Source organism: Reichenbachiella agarivorans (assembly GCF_025502585.1).
In the GTDB taxonomy this organism is placed as follows: Bacteria; Bacteroidota; Bacteroidia; order Cytophagales; family Cyclobacteriaceae; genus Reichenbachiella; species Reichenbachiella agarivorans.
In genome coordinates, this window is sequence record NZ_CP106679.1 from 4259259 (window position 1) to 4279406 (window position 20148).

Sequence of the window (20148 nt, forward strand, 5' to 3'; positions counted from 1 at the left end):
ATACCGAGACGAGCCATTTGATTGGTTCTTTTCCGATATTTTTTTTTGCATACCTTTTGTGATGAACCTGTGTCGCACGAGCTCCACAATATACACATTGCCAATTATCTCTTTTAAGAACTACATATCGTTTCCGTTTCCATTCATCTGATTTTAAATATAGATTTCTGTAGTAATCACGTCTTCGTTTACGTTTTATGTTAAAAATCCAATGCTTAAATAGCCAAATAGATAATGTGACAAACAGCAATATTAAAACCTGAATATCCATAAGGCTTATTACTCACAATGCATCGTATCAAATTCTACATGAAGTTGAGTTGTGCCAATATGATCAACTGTAACCCATTTGTAATTTCTTAAAACATAAGAGTTTCCACTATCCAATTCGACCCATTCGTCTATTCCTTTAGCGGCATTTTTTAGGTCGCTTTTTGTGGTTAATCCTATAGGTGCAGTATAACTTCTTCCTTTAACGAGATACTTACATTTATTCGATGATTCAATTTCTTCTAAGTCGGTCTGTGAAATAAATTTTGATTGAGTGAGTTCAGGTAAATTGTTGTTTACTTTCATTGGAGTCATTGAAGTCGCACAAGAGCTCAAAAGCAATAATGTTCCGATTAATAGTCTATTTCTTTCCATTTGATACGTTCATTAATTCAGGTTCCTGCTCATTTTACTGACACACAACAACCAAGTATAATTCACTCTCCAGTTTACCCTATAAAAATACGTGTAAATATACTGATACCAATAGGTTGTTTATATTTGATTTATCCAAGAATACCTCTTTCCGTCCATTGCAACAACCATCTGTCAGACGAATGATGTCCAAGCTGTGAAATATACCAAGATCTTGGTATAGCTAGGAGCAGTTGTCGCTCACAAAACTCACCGACACGGCCTTGTAATAAAAGCAAATAGGCACTGATTTGGGCTTCCACTTTTAGCTGTCTTTAGCTCAGGGTTGAAGTAAGCTTACCTGAAGGTCCATGTTGCGCAAGGTGAGGGTTGATGTTGCGCAAGATGAAGATCCATGTTGCGCAACATGAGAGGCAATGTTGTACAACATGAACCCTGAGCTTGCGCAAGCATCACAAAAGGCGCACATTTAGCCCTTTTCGGCGTATTGCGTGACTACTCTCCTCCATCAACAAAACCATCAATCCGAATCCTCTGCACGGCTTGTCGATGCTTCGTCACAGCGCAGCATGACAAGGAAGCCATTCCTAAACCTACCACCAGAGACAAGAAATAATGGCTTGCTTCCCTCTCAAGACTGTACCTTATCCATCGGGCAAACGAGTACACAAATGCGCTCCTCTAAGCTTATTTGAAAACGGACAGACAAACGACTGCTGAAAATCTCAGTTTTGCATCCCAAAACATGAGGCTTATGCTCCCTTTCCTTCAGAGAAATCAACACATTTTCTTTGTCCAATAAAAGCAGACCTACTTTGATTTGACAATCAATCAAATCTTGTTACATTTGTATCGCACACGATTTAATCGTTCAAACTTAATATTAGTTTCCATGAATTCAACAACATTTTATAACTTCTCAGCAGACAATATCAAAGGACAGTCAATCGATATGAGTACCTACAAGGGCAAACCTGTCTTGGTTGTCAATACAGCTAGCAAATGTGGTTTGACCCCACAGTTTGAAGGCTTAGAAAATTTGTACCAATCCTACAAAGATCAAGGGCTCGTTATTTTGGGATTCCCATGCAATCAATTCGGTCAACAAGAACCTGGAAACGCCAACGAGACCGAAGAATTTTGCCAAATCAACTATGGTGTGAGCTTTCCTATGTTTGCCAAAGTAGAGGTAAACGGCGAGTCTGCGCATCCGATTTTCAAATACTTGAAATCCAACTTGGGCAGCATATTTGGTAGCAAAATCAAATGGAACTTCACCAAATTCCTGATCGATCAAAATGGGAAACCCGTCAAACGCTTTGCCCCCATCACCAAGCCAGAGAAGATAGCATCAGCCATCAAAAAACTACTCTAACATGAGAAATCAAAATGATATATTGTGGTTGGAAAACCAACTCTGCTTTCCATTGTATGCTGCATCACGACTGACCACCAAGCTCTATGGCCCCTTGCTCAAAACCCTGGATGTGACCTATCCCCAGTATCTCGTATTGCTGGTTCTTTGGGAGCAGAACCACCAAAGCGTCAGTGCGATCAGCAAACTCTTGTACCTAGAATCCAATACGCTCACCCCCCTGCTCAAGAGGTTGGAGCAAAAGAAGTTGATCACTAGAGAACGCTCTGAAGCAGACGAAAGGACTGTGATCATTTCTTTAACAAACTATGGTACAGCACTAAAAAAAGAAGCCCTTTGTATCCCAAGTCAATTGATGGCCAACTTACAAGATCATACTACCACTGAAAAAGAAATCAAAGAATTTAGCAATACACTTTTGAAATTACTTACCGTTTTGGATCAAAAAACGAGTAAACTTACAATATAGGACTTTCAACCGTCGTGATGTGATATCTCACTATCAACATATTTTCTTTTGCTCCACAACTATTTCCGTCTTCTTCGTGTCTATAATTTGAAACCAATAAAAGTTGATGCATATGAAAGTAAATCCTCACCTACTAGTTATTCTACTTGCAGTTGGACTATTGACTGCATGTAGCACAGAAGATGTAACAAAAGAAAATCGCTTACCTGATTCTCAAGAAGAACAGCAAGCATACTTGGAAGAACAACTGGCGGCAATCACCCAATTGGCCGAAAGTGTGACTTGCCAGGACGCAGATCAGTGGAGTTTCACTTCTCTTGGCTCAAAAGCATGTGGTGGTCCGAGTAATTATATCGCTTACTCCCATAGCATCGATGTCTCCGATTTCTTGCTTAAAGTAGAATCCTACACGACTGCCACTGCTGCATACAATAGTAAGTGGAGTATCGTCTCTGACTGTGCAGTCACTCCAGCACCTTCCAGTGTTATTTGCGTATCTGGTAAAGCTGTCCTAGTTTTTTAACCTTGTGCAGGATATACAGTCTACGAAGCAGAACCGAATCACTATCCAATCGACTATGAGAAAACACAAAACACATTTGTCATGAACACAACCGATACTCACAATCAACGCATGGCTTCCATGACCTTTGCCTCCGTCTACCCGCATTATCTTACCAAAGTGGAAAAGAAAGGCAGAACCAAAGAAGAACTCGATCAGGTCATCGAATGGTTGACAGGCTTTCATCTCCAAAAAATAAATGAGCTGATACAAGAGAAAGTGACATTTGAAACCTTTTTTCAGCAAGCCACTCTCCACCCCAATGCACATCTGATCACTGGTATGATCTGTGGATACCGCATCGAAGAAATCGAGAATCCGTTGACACAAAAGGTGCGGTACCTAGACAAGCTGGTAGACGAACTGGCCAAAGGTAGAAAAATGGAGAAAATCTTGCGTGGTTTATAAGGAGTAACCTCTCTCTTTGGTACTCTATGCAAATTGTTATAGTTTTCCGAATCAAGAAGCGGATACCCAAGCATGAAGACCAATACATTTTATTCCAGTGGCCTACTCCTCATTCTCCTAGTCGTGTTCAGTGGTTTTTTCTCTATGAAGAAAAAACCTGTCAGCATTTATCTTATTGGAGACTCTACGATGGCAGACTATACGGACAATTATGATGAAGGCAAAGATTACTACAAAACCCGTTACCCTATCACAGGCTGGGGACAGGTATTTCAAGAGCAGTTTGACGGATGCGACCTGAGCTCATTTCAAGCGCTGTTTAAGGCTGATTCGGTGATCGTCAAAGATCATGCAAGAGGTGGGCGGAGTACACGCACATTTTTTCAAGAAGCGAGATGGCGCAAGGTATATGATCAACTGGAAAAAGGAGATTTGGTACTCATCCAGTTTGGTCACAATGATGCTGCCCAAGGCAAAACAGAGCGCTACGTTGATATCCAAGGTTACCAAGAATTCTTGCGACTCTACGTTTCACAAACCAGGGCCAAGGGAGCCATTCCGATCATTTTGACACCCGTATGTCGAAACTATCCTTGGGAAATGGGACATCTGCAAAATGTGCATGGTGAGTATCCACAAGCAGCCAAGGATATTGCCCTAGAGATGAACACCCACTTGATTGATTTGAACCAGTTATCAATGGACGCCTTTAGCAAAAAAGGAGAGCCATACGTCACCACAAACTATTTCTTGAATCTAGCCGCAGGTCAATACGAAGCGTATCCAGATGGCAAATCTGACAACACGCATTTCCAACCAGAGGGAGCCAAAGCTGTGGCGACACTGGTGTTTGAAGCTTTGAAAACTCTCCGATGAACCTGAGTTCTTTATCGTCAGATTACTATATGGGAAAGAAAGAAGGTTTTAGGTCTTCATTTTGAGACTTAAAATCTCATTCATCAACTATCGTGAATCAATCCCAACTAGCTTTTAGATCAAACACCTGATCACCTTTGGCCATAGAGCTTACAATTTCCACCTTCATATTGACACAACCACAAATTTCCCCTGCCTTTTCGATCCATCCTGCAATACGGTGCTCGATCAGTTCACTATTGACAGGCAGTTTGGTACATCTGACCAAAATCCCTTTGCTCGAACTTTCTTCTATTTTAAGTTCACTCGGGTTGTAAAAAGTAGTCAAGATTCTCGGTGCTCTCTTCAGGATAAAGGTTGGTGTACTCACCATCACAAAGACTTTATAAATCCCTGTCAACCCAGTCTCCGCACTGTATCTACCTATCTCCCAAGAACCCCTCAGTGGATCAGAATATATCAAACCACATAAAACTTCCAATGGTTTGAGAAGCGCATCCTCTATATTGTACCATGCTGTGTTAGACAAATTTTCCAGAAGAGCGGAGGATTGTTGAGGCAATTTTGACAACCATTCATTGTACTTTTCCTTATGTTTCTGTGACGCATAATCATGAATTCCCCGCAACATTATCCCTCTTACTTCCATCTAACTATAGTGTCATTTGTTCTTTAATGGGCGCAATTTGCACAAAAAAACACAAAAATTAAACCACAGATCGATGGCAGTGAACTATAAAAACTGTACCTGTAATTATGAAGAGAGCTATTATCGTATGTTACACCCAAGTATCTGACCACCTAAGGGATCAGCAATAAAGAAATCTCAAAATAGTCTAAAGTAATAGATACAAAACATAATAAATTCGTGTCAAGTCACGGCTATTTTCCGCACGATGCGTGAGAACAAACTTGGGAAGAAACGCTTGACATAGATACCCATCACTTCTTTGAATCCACCGATGTACACCTCTTCCTTTTCAGCCGCAATTGCTTTCGTTGCGATCTTGCAGAATTGCGCTACTGATAGACCGTTGGCCTGTGCATTGTCTAGCTTTTGTTGCTGTGATCCATCTCCCATCAGGGCATTGTAGGAGATATTGGTATGTACATATCCAGGACACAACAGAGTCACCTTCACATTGTCTTGGTGATGCTCTGCACGCATGGCATCATAGAATCCATGCAAGGCATGTTTGGATGCAGAATACCCTGACCTAAATGGCGTACTGATGATCCCCACTGCACTGGTCACAACCACATGCAGTCCAGATTGTCTCTTTACCATCTTTGGCAATACTGCCCTAGATAGATGAATCGCTCCAAAATAGTTGACCTCCATGATCTTGCGCTGTACATCCATTGAGGTCTTGAGCACTGTGTCCCGTTGGCTGATTCCACCACTTTGTACCAGTATGTCAATATGCCCTACTCTATTTTCTACTTCCTGTACACAACTATCGATTTGTGCAGGATTGGCGAGATCCAAGGGAGCAATTTCTATGCTTGCTTTCTTTCCTTCATTGTGCTTTTTCACTCTTTCCAACTCCTCCACTCTGCGAGACGACAGGATCAGCGTGCAATCAATATCACTCAAAAAAGTAGCTAAGCCTTCTCCTAATCCACTAGATGCTCCTACGATCCAAATATTTTTCCCTTCAAAGTATCTCATGCCTTTTCGTATTTTACAAAATCAAAAGAATACTTATGTCTGTCATCTGCAGCGTGATGTTGACGAGACACCTCTACCCAGCTGCTATCCAACTCAGGAAAAAACACTTCCCCTCCTTCTATAACTGCATCGATCTCAGTGAGATAAATTGTGTCTGCTATGTTTATCCCCTGCTTGTAGATCTGTCCACCGCCAATGATAAAAAGCAGTTCCTCTCCTCTTTGCTTCGCAAAATCTACCGTTGCTTCGATGTTTTTAAACAACTCACATCCTGGAGCCTCATAGTCAGATTGGCGGGTCACTACCAAATTTGTTCTGTCTGGCAGAGGACGAAATTTGGGAGGCAATGACTCATAGTTTTTTCTCCCCATCACTACACAATGGTGTTTGGTAGTTTCCATGAAGTACTTCATATCATCTGGCAAATGCCATGGCAAATCGTTATTGATTCCGATCACTCGGTTGGTTGACATGGCAGCTATCATGGCTATTTTCATGGGTATCTATTTTTTGGGATCAAACAAAATTATAACCTCTCAGCAAATCCTGAATCCCCATTCTCTTCTTTCCTTCCATCTGGATTTCAAGTATATCCAAAAAACCATTGCTGGTTTTCACACTCAAACGGTTTTTTCCGTCCGTTTGGATTTGACCTGGGTACAATGATTGATCAATTGCATCGGTGGAGTGTGCCACTTTGTATATTTTGAAATTCTTGTCGTTCCACTGTGTCCATGCAGCAGGGTAAGGAGACAGTCCCCTGACAAAATTCCTGATCTGCTCGGACGGTTGATTCCAGTTGATTTCACAAGTTTCCTTGTGGATTTTGGGGGCAGCTTTTAGTTCCGCAGACTCCATTTGTGGTTTGGTGACAACTTCTCCTTTGACTATCTGCTGTACAGTACTCAGAACCAATTTTGCACCATTGTGCATCAGTCGTTCGTATAGCTCACCTACCGAATCCTCGTCATGGATAGGTTCTTTGATTTGATCAATCACATTGCCTGTATCGATCTCATGCTGAAGGAAAAATGTCGTTGCACCTGTCTCCTTCTCACCATTGATGATCGCCCAATTGATGGGTGCAGCACCACGGTATTGGGGCAACAATGAGGCGTGAAGATTGAAAGTGCCTTTGGGCGGCATATCCCAAACCTGCTCTGGCAACATCCTAAAAGCCACCACGATCTGAAGGTCTGCCCTCAGTGACTTCAACTCTTCGATAAACTCTGCAGATTTCAGGTTGGTAGGTTGTAGGATGCTAAGCCCTACACTCTCTGCATAGTCTTTCACAGGAGTTCCTTGTAGCTTTTTGCCTCTACCTTTGGGTTTGTCTGGAGCCGTGATTACACCCACGACATCAAAACCGTTTTCTACCAATATCTGCAAACTAGGTACGGCAAATTCTGGCGTACCCATAAAAACAATCTTCATATTCAGCGGATTTTATCTCTGTCTCCTCACACGACTACCCAGCGTAATCATAGGATTGGCGATGAACTGAATAATGACCTTGGACCAAGACTTGTGTGTGAACAAATGATCGTAAAAATCTGGAGCCGTCTTTTTCACCTCTGGCAATCTTGTACCTGGTACATTAGGAAAATCATGGTGCTCATTATGATACCCGACATTCAAGGCAAAGATGTTCAATGGACCATAGTAAGAATAAGTCTCCTGCCCTTCTTTGAACACATAGTGTTCCGCAATGAAATGCCCAGCCAATGGATGTAAACTACCTGCAAGAAATATACTGATCAGCAGATAGACTATTGCCCCCGTACCCACAAAGTACCAATATACCGCAATCACAGCCAATTGAAATACCACGTTGATTTTGTGCCACTTTTCGTACTTGATAGGGTGTACAAACATCGGCCTCAGGGCATAAAACAGAATTTGATTGGTGGCCCATAGCAACTTACCTACAAATCCTTGAAATACTTTGCGCTCTCCGTCTGTTGGTAGATCTGTATCATTTTTGACATCCCCTTGCTCCCAATGGTGCTTGAGGTGATAGGTTCTAAATGTCATCGCATAGGGAAACAAAATAGGAATATTGGCAACCAAAGCCAACCAATTATTTGCCACTCGGCTCTTGAAAGCCAAGTCATGACTGATCTCATGGATAGCCAAAAACAAAGTATGACTCACCGACGCGCCTATCAAATAGGCCAAAGGTAGATACCAATACCAAGCCAACTCAGCAATAAATGGAGCACTCACCAATTGAAAAACTACCAGTGCCAAAGTCTTAAACTTCAATCCTTTGTCAATCCCAAATAGATCACGTACTTGTGGGTATTTGGCAAGAATCTCCTTTCTTCTGTTAAAATGAGGCTCTCTTTCGTCTGACCAGTAAAAACCGTTTTTCTTTTCCAAAATGTCTACTATTAATTAAGCCACAAAGATAGTCGGGAAATGGGAGCTAGGAAAATCGAAGGATGCAATTCTTGTCAGGGGACAGGATCATATCCACTCCCTCCCCATGGGTGACACTTTCCGATCCTTGTGAAGCCCAATTTCATGCCCTTCCATACACCGTGCTTCATGATTGCTTCCTTCATGTACTGCGAGCAGGTGGGAGAATACCTACACGAAGAGGGGAATAGAGGTGAAATACTGTATTGATAGATCAGTATAGGAATAATGGCTACCTTTTTAAGAATTTCTTTCATAGATGTTTGAACATAAAAAGGATACAAGAAGTTCTGAAATATCAACGCACACCCAACTCAGGATGCTTACCTTTCACATCACGGTATTGATTCTTGATATAAATTATATCCTCTTCCATGTTGCCAGTTGGCTCAAACTCTTCAATGAATTTGACGAGTTTTTTACTGTAATCAAAGCCTACCAACACGATAGGTACCTTGGCTCTCCATGCAATTCTATAGAAACCTGTTTTCCATTCTTCCACATACGATCGTGTACCCTCTGGAGTGATCGTCAATACCAATGAGTCCCTAGACTCAAATTTCTCTACTACACTCCCTACCAGATCGACCTTCTTGTTTTTACGATCCACAGGTATTCCACCCGTATAGGTAAAGAACCACGCCAAGGGTTTGAATCTAAAAAATTCCTTTTTGATCAGGTAATTGGCTTTGAATCCACAAATTGTTCTAGAAACAACGCCCAAAACAAAGTCCCAGTTGCTGGTATGAGGGGCGATAATAAGGACACACTTTTTCAGCCCTGCTGACAGGTTACCGTCAATTCTCCAACCGATCAATTTGAATACAGCTATAAAAAGCAGTCGTGCCATGATACTTAAGATGCGTAAGCACCCATATCACTGAACTTCTCGATACGTTGACTGATTCTTCCCTCTACAGACACTTTACTGAGGGCTTTGATATCCTTCAAAATCTGCTTTTTCAATTCCAAAGCAGCGGCCTTCATGTCAGTATGCGCACCACCTAGTGGCTCCTTGATGATCCCATCGATCAACTTATGACCCATCATATCTGTAGCTGTGAGCTTTAATGCTTCTGCAGCTTGCTCCTTATATTCCCAACTTCTCCAAAGAATGGACGAACAAGATTCTGGAGAGATCACCGAATACCAGGTATTTTCCATCATGAGTACTCTGTCTCCGATACCGATACCAATCGCTCCACCAGATGCTCCCTCACCGATGATGATGCAAATCACTGGCACTTTGAGCATAAACATTTCTTTGATATTTCGAGCGATTGCTTCGCCTTGGCCTCTTTCTTCAGCTTCTAAACCTGGAAATGCACCTGGAGTATCAATCAAACAAACGATGGGCTTATTAAATTTTTCGGCCATTTTCATCAAGCGAAGTGCCTTTCTGTACCCTTCTGGATTGGCCATTCCAAAGTTACGCATTTGTCTTTGCTTGGTATTTCTACCCTTTTGTTGACCGATCAGCATCACGGATTGACCATCAATGGTACCAAACCCACCGACCATGGCTTTGTCATCCTTGACGTTGCGATCTCCGTGTATCTCGATGAAATCGTCCGTCAACTCATATATGTAGTCTAAAGTATAGGGTCTGTCTGGGTGTCTGGATAGCTGAACTCTTTGCCATCTCGTCAGGTTTTGAAAAGTTTCTATCTTCAACTCTTCTATTTTGGTTTGAAGCGATTTTACAGTTTTAGAAACATCCACATTACTGGTTTGAGCCAATTGAAGCATATCTTGCAACTTTTCTTCTAGGTCAGCAATAGGTTTTTCGAATTCTAATAGCATATCTCTTAACATGAATTGAGTTGCAAACCTAAAAAGAAAAATGAATTAGAGAGCCAAAAAAAGGAAAGAGATATTCCTCATTTGTCTGAGGAGGTAATATCAATAATACCAGAGAGAATGTCTTCTTCTTAGATGCTTTCGGAAGTTCATCACAAAAGCCAATACTACATAGACAATCAGAGGACTACCAAAGGTTAGAAATGATATATATATGAAGAAAAGACGAATACTAGACGAAGGTATTCTCAACTTCTCCCCTAGTCTATTACAAACACCAAAAGCATGTTTTTCCAAAAAATCTTGAAGTACCTTCATAGCGCTGCAAATTTAAGCTAAAAACATCTATTTATTTGTATTGTTTAATTTTAGGTTATATCTAATTTTTCCGTATTATTGCATTTCTTTCGAAGAAAAGTACAAAAAGTTATATCAATTTTCAAAAAAATAATTTTTCAAATGAGAAAATCGAATATTGTGATAGCCATCGTATTGGGCTTGACTGTATTTTCAGCATGTAGTTCGTTGAACAAAATGGTGAAACTTGCCGCATCGCAGCAAGTAGACATTGTTCCGAACCCGCTTGAATTGCACGGAGATTCCGTAAAGTATGACATGGCCGTAGTGTTGCCAGCTAAAATGCTGCCAGAAAAGTATGTTTATAAACTAACCGCCTTCTACAAATCTGGAGATACAGAAGTAGAAGCAGGAACCATGACTTTTGACGCTGCTGATTTCCCAGACAGCAAAACTACCACCTCAAGACAAACAGACACTTTTGCTTTCCTATATGACCCAGCTATGGGTAATGGAAACTTAGAAGTAATGGGTACAGCTGTAGATGAGAAAGGTGAAAACAAATCAACTCCACGAACTACTGTAGCTCAAGGTTTGATCACTACCTCTCAATTGGTTGAAGATGTTTACTTCCCAACTTACGCTGCTAGTGGCTACACCGATCAGGAAGAATTGGCTCCTACCAATGTAAGCATGTACTTCGACAGAGGTAGTGCAGTATTGAAAAGCTCAGAAACAGGTGGTAAAAAAGGAAAGGCATTTTCTGCTTTCATTGCAGATAAGAACGTAACTAAAACCGTGACTATCACAGGTACTCACTCTCCAGAAGGTCTAGAAACTGTCAACTCTAAGTTGTCTGAAAACAGAGCTGCTGCGATTGAAAAGTACTACAGAAGCCAAATGAAGAAGTATGACTACAAAGGTCTTGCTGACTCTGTCAAGTTCATTTTGAAGCCAATCGTAGAAGATTGGACTGAATTCAAAACTGCATTGGATGCTTACGAAGGTGTTTCTGCTGATCAAAAATCAGAAATTTTGAAAATCGTAAACGGAGCTGGAACTTTCGAGGACAAAGAGAAGGCTTTGCAAAAATTGGATTCTTACAGCGCTATCTTCAAGGATATCTATCCAAATTTGAGAGCTGCTAAAACTGAAGTATTGACTGTAGTTGAGAAAAAGACAAACGCAGAAATCGCAGTAATTGCTAAGCAGATTGCAGAACAAGATTCTACTGCTACTGATTCTCTATCTATCGGAGAGTTGATGTTTGCAGCTACTTTGACTCCTTCACTTACTGAGAAAGAAGCCATCTACAAAGCAGCTACTAAGCAAGAAGGTAACTGGGAGTCTCACAATAATTTGGGAGCTGTTTACCTAGAAATGGCTATCGCTGCTGAAGGTGATGAGAAAAACCAGAAGTTAGAAATGGCATTGGCTCAGCTAGAAATCGCGGCTAACAAAAATAATGCATCAGAAGTACAAGCGAACATGGCTACTGCATATGCGCTACAAGGCAACACTGCTCAAGCTTACGATGCTGTAGTGGCTTCATTGTCTAGCAACCCTGGTAGCAACGCTGGCGGAATCAATGGTGTGAAAGGAACACTTGAAATCAAAAAAGGAGATTACGAATCAGCTATCGCTACTTTAGGTTCTGCTGACGAAACTCCACAAGTTGCTTTCAACAAAGGTTTGGCTCTTCTTTTGAACAAAGACTTGGAAAATTCTATCACTGGATTCGATAGTGCTATCGAACTAGATGCTGAATACGCCAAAGCTTACTATGCATCAGCTGTGGCTGCTGCTAGATTGGGCAAAGCAGAAGATGTACTTTCTAACTTGAAAACTGCAGTAGAAAAAGATCCTTCATTGAAGGAAAAAGCTCTTGCAGACTTAGAATTCAGAACTTTCGCTACTCAGGTAACCGAGGCTTTGAACTAATCAACGAAATTCACATTTGAAAAAAAGACTCTGACATAATTGTCAGAGTCTTTTTTTTGCTTTTACAGAAGTTCAAAAACATCTATTTATCCAAAATAGATTGGGATATTGCTATCCTTGACATAATTTAGCAGCTCGAAAAAATACGAGAAGACACCTCCTATTCACAGTATATTATTAAATAAGAAAAGAATGAAAGTTTTACAATTCAGAGAAGCCCTGAGAGAAGCCATGAGCGAAGAGATGCGCAGAGATGAGTCTGTCTATCTAATGGGTGAAGAAGTAGCCGAATACAATGGCGCTTACAAAGTAAGTCAAGGCATGCTTGAAGAATTTGGAGCAAAGAGAGTAATCGATACCCCTATTGCGGAGCTTGGTTTTGCAGGCGTAGGTGTTGGGTCAGCTATGAATGGTCTTCGTCCTATTATCGAATTTATGACTTTCAACTTTTCATTGGTAGCTATTGACCAAGTAATCAATGGCGCTGCTAAGATGATGTCTATGTCTGGTGGTCAATTCAATGTTCCGATTGTATTTAGAGGACCTACAGGAAATGCTGGCCAATTGAGTTCACAACACTCACAAAACTTTGAAAACTGGTATGCAAATACTCCTGGTTTGAAAGTAGTTGTACCTTCTAACCCTGCAGATGCAAAAGGACTATTGAAAGCTTCTATCAGAGACAATGATCCTACGATCTTCATGGAGTCTGAATTGATGTATGGAGACAAAGGTGAAGTACCAGAGGGAGAATACATCATTCCGATCGGAGTTGCGAAAACAGTGAAAACTGGAACGGATGTAACTATCGTATCATTTGGTAAATTCATGAAAGTTGCCATCGCTTCTGCGGAAGAATTAGAGAAAGAAGGAATCAGCGCTGAAGTAATTGACCTTAGAACTGTAAGACCTATCGACTATGCAGCAATCATCGAATCAGTAAAGAAAACCAATAGATTGGTCATCGTAGAAGAAGCATGGCCTTTGGCATCTATCTCTTCGGAGATCAGTCACTATGTACAAAGAAAGGCATTTGACTACCTAGATGCTCCTATCCACAGAATCACCAACAAAGACGTGCCATTACCATATGCGCCTACTTTGATCGAGGAGATTCTACCAAACGTAGAGAGAACAGTCAAAGCTGTAAAAGAAATCATGTACGTGCAGAAGTAAATTCACTCCTGCAATGTAACTATCAATTTTTCCAAAATCCCCGAAGCTGCTTCGGGGATTTTTGTTCCTGGCCCAAACACACCAGACACTCCTGCTTGGTACAAGAAACCGTAGTCTTGCTCTGGGATGACACCACCAGCTATGACCAATATGTCTTCACGTCCCTGCAGCTTCAACTCTTCTATCAACTGAGGAATGAGGGTTTTGTGTCCTCCCGCTAGACTAGATATCCCTACGATGTGCACATCATTATCCAAAGCTTGCATAGCTACCTCCTTTGGCATTTGAAACAGCGGACTGAGATCTACATCAAAGCCCATATCTGCAAAACTCGTTGCGATGATTTTAGCACCGCGATCATGACCATCTTGTCCCATCTTAGCTACAAGAATCCTAGGATTCCTTCCATCCAACTCTCGTACTTGCTCTACTAACTCTCGAATATCCTTTAACATATCCTTATCCATGTATTCTTTGGAATAAACCCCAACTACTGAACCAGTAGTGGCTTGGTATCGGCCAAACGCCTCCTCCAACACCCCTGAAATTTCCCCTAAGGTAGCTCTGGCTCTCGCAGCAGCCACACTCAACGACAGGAGATTTCCTTTACCCGATCGGGCACATAATCTAAGTTGCTCTAGAGCATTTTTCACATCTTGAGCATTGCGATTGTTTTTTAACTCATTGAGTTTCTTAACCTGAGAATCCATTACTTGTACATTGTCCACTTCCAACAAATCCATCAAATCCTCATCCCTATCTTGATACTTATTGACCCCCACAATGACCTCCTCTCCAGAATCAATTTTAGCCTGTTTCCTAGTTGCCGATGCTTCAATCTTCAATTTCGGGATCCCCTTTTCGATCGCTTGAGACATCCCTCCCATTTCTTCTATCACCATAATTTCATCCCATGCTTTTCGTGCCAATTGATTCGTCAAGTATTCCAAATAATACGAACCTCCATATGGATCAATTACCTCCGTGATTTGACTTTCTCTTTGCAAATACAACTGTGTATCTCGTGCAATAGCAGCTGAATACACACTTGGCAAAGCCAAAGCTTCATCCATGGCATTGGTGTGAAGGGATTGAGTATGTCCCATGATAGCTGACATGGCCTCCATACAAGTTCTAGCTATATTATTCCTAGGACTTTGGGCGGTTAGGCTCCATCCAGAGGTTTGACTATGCGTTCTCAAAGCCATGGATTTTGGATTCTTGGGATGAAACTGCTTCACCAGTTTGGCCCAAAGCAGGCGCCCAGCTCGCATCTTGGCAACTTCCATAAAATGATTCATTCCTATCCCCCAGAAAAAAGAAAAACGTGGAGCCAAGTCATCAATGTTTATTCCTGCTTTGATACCCGCACGCAAGTATTCCAACCCATCCGCCAATGTAAACGCCAACTCCAAATCTGCACTAGCACCAGCTTCATGCATATGGTAACCACTGATACTGATAGCATTAAACCTCGGCATCTTCTCAGCGGCGTAACTAAAAATATCACTAACAATGCGCATAGATTCCTTAGGAGGATAGATGTAGGTATTTCTCACCATAAACTCCTTGAGAATATCATTTTGGATCGTCCCATTCAATTGATCTGGCGCAACTCCTTGCTCCTCAGCTGCTACGATATAAAATGCCATGATGGGTAGTACAGCACCATTCATCGTCATAGAAACGGACATTTTATCCAAAGGAATCTGATCAAACAATACTTTCATATCCAGAACAGAATCAATTGCTACACCAGCCTTGCCCACATCACCAGATACACGCGGATGGTCAGAGTCATATCCTCGGTGTGTAGCCAAATCAAACGCTACAGACAATCCGGTTTGTCCAGATTTCAGATTATCAAGATAAAACTTGTTAGACTCCTCTGCGGTCGAGAATCCAGCGTATTGTCTAATTGTCCACGGCTTATTGACATACATGGTCGCATAGGGACCCCTGACATATGGAGCTGTCCCTGCACCAAAATTGAGATGCTCTGCATCTTTGATATCTTCTAGGTTGAAATGATTTTTGATTGGGATGCCTTCTGCCGTATTAATTCTTCGATCTACCTCGTATTGGGCAATACCAATTTTCAGATCGTCATAAGACAGTTCGGACAAGTTGATCTTGCTTTTCATGCAAATAGCTTTTGATACTGTGAATAATCAGACAAGAACCAAGACGAATCTGCTTGTTTAGAAACCAATTGGAATCTAGACCAAGCCTCTTTTGACAAATCCAACCCTACCTTTTCAAAAAAGTAGCTGCCCTTCAATGGATCCGATACCGTAGACAAATATGCTTCCTCTCTTAATAGATTAGAAACATTGCGATAGCGTGTTTTAGCATAATCGTCCGCAAACAGAGCCACTTCTATGTCACTGGCTCCACCCAAAATGGCTGACGTCATGACTGAAGTCAATCGGATTAATTGCTGCTCCAGTTCCATGTTTTCTAATCCTGTCCCCAACTCCGCCAGGATAGGAATAGATACATCATCCACGTCATATTGATCCAGCACTGCCGAAAACAAGCTATGCAAACAGCGGAGTTTTAGAATCTCTTGGTAGTAACTGGTCGAAATAGATGTGCGTATAAACAACTGCTCAAAAAATTGACCGAAATCCTCCTCTTCTACAGTTTTCAATTTTTCATGTAACTGTAGCAATGCTCCCACTATTTCATACAGAATGTCATTATGAGACTTACCTTGACGAATATCAATCATAGACGTCCTATATTTCTGAAACTTTTGTAAGGGGAGATTGTATGCAAACACAAACCCATCCATAGACATTTCTCCCTTTGGTCTCCTCCACTCATCCGCTGAAATGGTCTCTAACGAAACCAGAAGATTTCCTAATTCATTGAGGGCAATCCCATCCAATTTTTTCATATCAGACAGAATCACTCCCTGTACACCCAAATTTTGTATCTCAGTAAGATTCTCAGTAGAGGCAGACGCCACTCTTTCGTGGTAATTCCACCCTGTAGTGTGAGAAAAACCATCTATCTGAGGCAACCCTTCGGTATCAGATCTATCATAGTAAGAATCGACACCCATGCCCACAATAAATTTCCGATGAAACATCTCATGAAATGCCTCTATCCCTAGGGTCTTCAAATTCGATTCTACCCAGTTATCTTTACTTAATGAGGAGAATTCACTAAAACCGAAAGCCTTCATAATCATTTGGGGTTGTTTCAGTAATATAATTTCAATTCGACAAGAATAAAAACTCTCTGACTTACAAAGCTGTTTCTCGTATTTCTTGTTTAGCATTGTGCTTCCAAGTTCAATCAAAAGGCCAAAAGAGCAAATTGCACTTTTTAAAGAATTTAGAATTATTTTTTCTCATTTTCGGATAGAGGATAATTATTTAAAAAGTCAACATGAATTTGATTTTTTAATTCATTTTTTTTTGGTCAAATTTGATATTCCGAAAGAGAAAAAGCACAAGATTTTATTGTAAACCTCCATCTACCAAAGTTCCAATGCACATAAGAATATGGGATAACTGTCTGAAATTTATAGGGTCAAAAATCCCTGAACAAAGCTTCAAAACTTGGTTTATCCCGATTATTCCTATGAAATTTGACAGCCCTGTATTGACTATACAGGTACCGTCTCAGTTCTTTTATGAGTGGCTAGAAGACAATTATGTCCACTTACTTAAAGAAGCAATTCAATCAGAGATCGGTCCAGAGGGAAAGTTGGAGTACTCAGTGATAATTGACAAAGGAAATGCTAAAAATCAGCCATACACCGTCAATTTAGCTCAAAAGAAGGAGTTTTCAAGATTTGCACAAAACGGGGCAAGCAATAACTACGTAGCTTCGAGTCCATTTGCACTACCTCAGATAGAAAACATACAGCAGCGCTCTAATCTCAACGCTGAATATACATTTGACACCTATATCGAAGGTGATTGCAATAGACTAGCACGTTCTGCAGGTCTCGCAGTAGCAGCTAAACCAGGTATCACCTCATTCAACCCACTCATGGTTTACGGTGGTGTAGGTTTGGGCAAGACACACTTGGTACAGTCAATAGGCAACCGGATCAAAAGAGAAAATCCAGATCAATTTGTACTGTATGTGGCCTCCGAAAAATTCGCCAGTCAATTCATCGAAGCATTAAAAAATAACAGCCTTCAAGAATTTCAAAATTTCTACCTCAACGTAGACACTTTGATTATTGACGATGTGCAGTTTTTCAAAGACAAAGTAAAGACACAAGAAATATTCTTCCATATATTCAATCACCTGCATCAAAATGGCAAGCAGATCATCATGTCAAGTGATTGTCCACCTACTGAGTTGCAAGGACTACAAGAGCGATTGGTATCAAGATTTAAGTGGGGATTGACTGCAGATTTGCAACAACCTGATTTTGAAACCAGGCTGGCAATCATCCAGAAGAAATTGCAGGATGATGGATTGAAAATAGATGACAAAGTATTGGAGTACCTCGCATACAGCGTAGACACCAATATCCGCGAACTAGAGGGTGTTTTAATCTCTTTAGTCGCTCATGCATCTCTCAATAGAACAGAGATCAACTTGGAATTGGCAAAACAAACGCTCAAGTCGATTGTCAAAAATATAGAATCAGAAGTTGGGATAGACTATATCCAAAAAACCGTTTCTGAATACTTCAACGTATCATCTGATGACTTGAAAGCAAAAACGCGTAAGAAAGAAATTGTAATTGCTAGGCAACTGGCGATGTACTTCTCTAAAGACTACACCAATCATTCTTTGAAGAGCATTGGCAGTCACTTTGGAGGCAGGGACCATAGTACGGTGATTCATGCGCTACAATCAGTCAATGACATGCTGGATACAGATGCCAGATTTAGGTCTTCTTTCTCAGAGTTGAAGAAAAAATTTAAAATGAAGGCAATTTGATCTAGATTCTAGAATCAAAAGCCAAGATTTTAGCCATCAAAGCACTAGATACTTTTATTTCTGTCTTTCAAAAGATAGAATCACCAAGTTTGGTGGTCAGCAATTCCAACGCTTTCATTCCCTTGCTAGAATTGCCCTTTTTATTGAGTGGTGGACTCCAAACACTGACACAATAAAGTTGAGGATTGAGAGCTACAATAGCTCCTCCTACTCCACTCTTGCCAGGCAAACCAACCTCGAAGGCAAAATCTCCTGATTCATCGTAAAATCCACAAGTCAACATCAGTGCATTCATCCGTCTCGCTGCACTTTCGCTTAGCACAAAATCACCATGTCCAAAGGGTTGGCCTGTTTCGGTAAAATTCAGGAAGGCTTGCGATAATTCAGTACATGTCAGCTCCAATGAACACTGCGCGTAGTAGAAATCCAATACCTCTTCCACTTCATTTTCCAAATTCCCCTTGGCCTTCATCATGTATGCCAGCGATGAGTTCATATAGCCTACACTCTTTTCTGAACTAGCCACCTGCTCATTGTAGAAGATATCACTCTTGCCACACAGCCCTCTTACAAAATTTAAGAACTCCTGCTTAGGATTCTTCAATTTGCTGACAAGTATATCAGACACTACAATGGCTCCAGCATTGATGAATGGATTCCTTGGGATGCCATTTTCATATTCCAATTGAATGATAGAGTTGAAGGGGTTGCCAGAGGGCTCTACCCCTACGCGCTTCCAAATTTCAGCACCAATCAGGCTGATCGCCATGGACAGTGTCAGTACTTTTGAGATACTCTGAATAGAAATTTTCTCTTCCGAATCCCCATATTTAAATGTTTGGCCTGAAATAGTAGTGAGACAAATGGCAAATTTGTCGCGATTCACTTTGGCCAATTCTGGAATGTAACTGGGCAACTTGCCTTGGTTGTCAAAATCTTTAAGATCAGCAACTATTTCCTCAATGATCGCACTGTAATTTGTATTCATATCGCTGTGGCAATAAAAAACCTCTGACTCACAAAGAATCAGAGGTTTCGATTTCTGTCAATTTTCTTCTTACTTGATACCTTGGCAACTCATGGCCCATTCCATATATTGATCTTGGAATTTTTCGAAACTTTCTGGTGTCGCCAGTGCATAAAACATATAGTACACTTCGCTGTAAGCATTCTTTGCTATCACTGCGTACATCATTTTTTCACCTACCTCGGCTTCATAGACTTCCCACCACGCAAAACCATTTTCAGACTCACCATTGTCTACTGATGTCCAGTTTTTCTTCTCTATACCAGATTCCTTAGATCCAAAAGCATAAATTTTAGACTTATCAATTGCACCCATATAGGCGTAAGCATTGATTTTGGTGTCAGATTCGGCATTGTATCCTTCGATTTTGGTAAAACCATCTTTTTCAGATTGCTTGAAACCATATCCTTCAGGAATTGCCATGTCAAATTTGAACTTTTTGGTATCGATGTTACCTTGAGCCAATAAACTCTGTGAAACAACGGTCACCAAAAAGGCAAATACTAGTGTGAATTTTTTCATCTTGTTAATTAGGGGTTTGTATGATTAGTTAAAAATATAG

At 40.9% G+C, this 20148-nt stretch carries 22 protein-coding genes; 8 read left to right on the forward strand and 14 right to left on the reverse strand.

What is annotated here, in order from left to right; genetic code table 11:
• Window positions 1-279 precede the first annotated feature (279 nt).
• A complete protein-coding gene (locus N6H18_RS17665; protein ID WP_262309606.1) occupies window positions 280-645 on the reverse strand; it encodes a hypothetical protein in 366 nt (121 codons plus the stop codon).
• A gap of 892 nt (window positions 646-1537) precedes the next feature.
• On the opposite strand from N6H18_RS17665, the gene N6H18_RS17670 reads away from it, so the two are divergent.
• The 5 genes from N6H18_RS17670 (at window position 1538) to N6H18_RS17690 (ending at window position 4335) form a co-directional block, all read left to right on the forward strand.
• Window positions 1538-2020 (forward strand): glutathione peroxidase, encoded by a 483-nt coding sequence (locus N6H18_RS17670; protein ID WP_262309607.1) that lies wholly within the window; start codon window positions 1538-1540, stop codon window positions 2018-2020.
• A gap of 1 nt (window position 2021) precedes the next feature.
• On the forward strand, window positions 2022-2489 hold the full coding sequence (locus N6H18_RS17675) for a MarR family winged helix-turn-helix transcriptional regulator (RefSeq protein ID WP_262309608.1): 468 nt from the start codon (window positions 2022-2024) through the stop codon (window positions 2487-2489).
• A gap of 112 nt (window positions 2490-2601) precedes the next feature.
• Window positions 2602-3012, forward strand: coding sequence for a hypothetical protein (locus tag N6H18_RS17680; protein WP_262309609.1), 411 nt, complete (start codon window positions 2602-2604; stop codon window positions 3010-3012).
• A gap of 81 nt (window positions 3013-3093) precedes the next feature.
• A complete protein-coding gene (locus N6H18_RS17685; RefSeq protein WP_262309610.1) occupies window positions 3094-3459 on the forward strand; it encodes a DUF2200 domain-containing protein in 366 nt (121 codons plus the stop codon).
• Window positions 3460-3531: 72 nt separating this feature from the next.
• Entirely contained in the window at window positions 3532-4335 is an 804-nt protein-coding gene (locus tag N6H18_RS17690) for a rhamnogalacturonan acetylesterase (protein ID WP_262309611.1), read from the forward strand.
• A gap of 97 nt (window positions 4336-4432) precedes the next feature.
• Here N6H18_RS17690 and N6H18_RS17695 read toward each other — a convergent pair whose 3' ends face one another.
• From N6H18_RS17695 to N6H18_RS18775, 9 genes are all read right to left on the reverse strand, one after another.
• On the reverse strand, window positions 4433-4984 hold the full coding sequence (locus N6H18_RS17695; RefSeq protein ID WP_262309612.1) for a hypothetical protein: 552 nt from the start codon (window positions 4982-4984) through the stop codon (window positions 4433-4435).
• A 222-nt stretch (window positions 4985-5206) separates the two neighbouring features.
• Window positions 5207-6007 carry an SDR family oxidoreductase gene (locus N6H18_RS17700; protein WP_262309613.1) on the reverse strand — a complete coding sequence of 267 codons (801 nt, stop codon included), beginning with the start codon at window positions 6005-6007 and terminating at the stop codon, window positions 5207-5209.
• Entirely contained in the window at window positions 6004-6504 is a 501-nt protein-coding gene (locus N6H18_RS17705; protein ID WP_262309614.1) for a dihydrofolate reductase, read from the reverse strand. The genes N6H18_RS17700 and N6H18_RS17705 overlap by 4 nt, the downstream gene beginning before the upstream one ends.
• A gap of 19 nt (window positions 6505-6523) precedes the next feature.
• The gene (gene fmt / locus N6H18_RS17710) at window positions 6524-7441 is read right to left on the reverse strand and encodes a methionyl-tRNA formyltransferase (protein WP_262309615.1); all 918 of its coding nucleotides are present in this window, start codon (window positions 7439-7441) and stop codon (window positions 6524-6526) included.
• A 12-nt stretch (window positions 7442-7453) separates the two neighbouring features.
• Window positions 7454-8389, reverse strand: coding sequence for a fatty acid desaturase (locus N6H18_RS17715; RefSeq protein WP_262309616.1), 936 nt, complete (start codon window positions 8387-8389; stop codon window positions 7454-7456).
• A 74-nt stretch (window positions 8390-8463) separates the two neighbouring features.
• Window positions 8464-8685 carry a membrane protein insertion efficiency factor YidD gene (gene yidD / locus N6H18_RS17720; protein ID WP_262309617.1) on the reverse strand — a complete coding sequence of 74 codons (222 nt, stop codon included), beginning with the start codon at window positions 8683-8685 and terminating at the stop codon, window positions 8464-8466.
• A gap of 41 nt (window positions 8686-8726) precedes the next feature.
• Window positions 8727-9278, reverse strand: coding sequence for a 1-acyl-sn-glycerol-3-phosphate acyltransferase (locus N6H18_RS17725; protein WP_262309618.1), 552 nt, complete (start codon window positions 9276-9278; stop codon window positions 8727-8729).
• Between the two features lie 5 nt (window positions 9279-9283).
• Entirely contained in the window at window positions 9284-10231 is a 948-nt protein-coding gene (locus N6H18_RS17730; protein ID WP_262309619.1) for an acetyl-CoA carboxylase carboxyltransferase subunit alpha, read from the reverse strand.
• 99 nt (window positions 10232-10330) lie between these two features.
• The gene (locus N6H18_RS18775; RefSeq protein ID WP_262309620.1) at window positions 10331-10546 is read right to left on the reverse strand and encodes a PspC domain-containing protein; all 216 of its coding nucleotides are present in this window, start codon (window positions 10544-10546) and stop codon (window positions 10331-10333) included.
• A 141-nt stretch (window positions 10547-10687) separates the two neighbouring features.
• On the opposite strand from N6H18_RS18775, the gene N6H18_RS17740 reads away from it, so the two are divergent.
• Together N6H18_RS17740 and N6H18_RS17745 are read left to right on the forward strand one after the other, a co-directional pair.
• Window positions 10688-12466 carry a hypothetical protein gene (locus N6H18_RS17740; RefSeq protein WP_262309621.1) on the forward strand — a complete coding sequence of 593 codons (1779 nt, stop codon included), beginning with the start codon at window positions 10688-10690 and terminating at the stop codon, window positions 12464-12466.
• Window positions 12467-12658: 192 nt separating this feature from the next.
• Window positions 12659-13642 (forward strand): pyruvate dehydrogenase complex E1 component subunit beta, encoded by a 984-nt coding sequence (locus N6H18_RS17745; RefSeq protein ID WP_262309622.1) that lies wholly within the window; start codon window positions 12659-12661, stop codon window positions 13640-13642.
• A gap of 2 nt (window positions 13643-13644) precedes the next feature.
• Here the strand turns inward: N6H18_RS17745 and scpA are convergent, their stop codons facing one another.
• Both scpA and N6H18_RS17755 read right to left on the reverse strand, forming a co-directional pair.
• Window positions 13645-15786 carry a methylmalonyl-CoA mutase gene (scpA, locus tag N6H18_RS17750; protein WP_262309623.1) on the reverse strand — a complete coding sequence of 714 codons (2142 nt, stop codon included), beginning with the start codon at window positions 15784-15786 and terminating at the stop codon, window positions 13645-13647.
• Window positions 15783-16835 carry a methylmalonyl-CoA mutase family protein gene (locus tag N6H18_RS17755; RefSeq protein WP_262309624.1) on the reverse strand — a complete coding sequence of 351 codons (1053 nt, stop codon included), beginning with the start codon at window positions 16833-16835 and terminating at the stop codon, window positions 15783-15785. Before N6H18_RS17755 ends, scpA begins: the two co-directional genes overlap by 4 nt.
• A 308-nt stretch (window positions 16836-17143) precedes the next feature.
• Between N6H18_RS17755 and dnaA the strand changes: the two genes are divergently transcribed.
• A complete protein-coding gene (gene dnaA, locus N6H18_RS17760; RefSeq protein WP_262309625.1) occupies window positions 17144-18559 on the forward strand; it encodes a chromosomal replication initiator protein DnaA in 1416 nt (471 codons plus the stop codon).
• A 67-nt stretch (window positions 18560-18626) separates the two neighbouring features.
• Here dnaA and N6H18_RS17765 read toward each other — a convergent pair whose 3' ends face one another.
• Both N6H18_RS17765 and N6H18_RS17770 read right to left on the reverse strand, forming a co-directional pair.
• The gene (locus N6H18_RS17765) at window positions 18627-19547 is read right to left on the reverse strand and encodes a glutaminase (RefSeq protein ID WP_262309626.1); all 921 of its coding nucleotides are present in this window, start codon (window positions 19545-19547) and stop codon (window positions 18627-18629) included.
• A 69-nt stretch (window positions 19548-19616) separates the two neighbouring features.
• Complete coding sequence (locus tag N6H18_RS17770) at window positions 19617-20108, reverse strand: hypothetical protein (RefSeq protein ID WP_262309627.1); 492 nt, start codon at window positions 20106-20108, stop codon at window positions 19617-19619.
• Window positions 20109-20148: the final 40 nt, after the last annotated feature.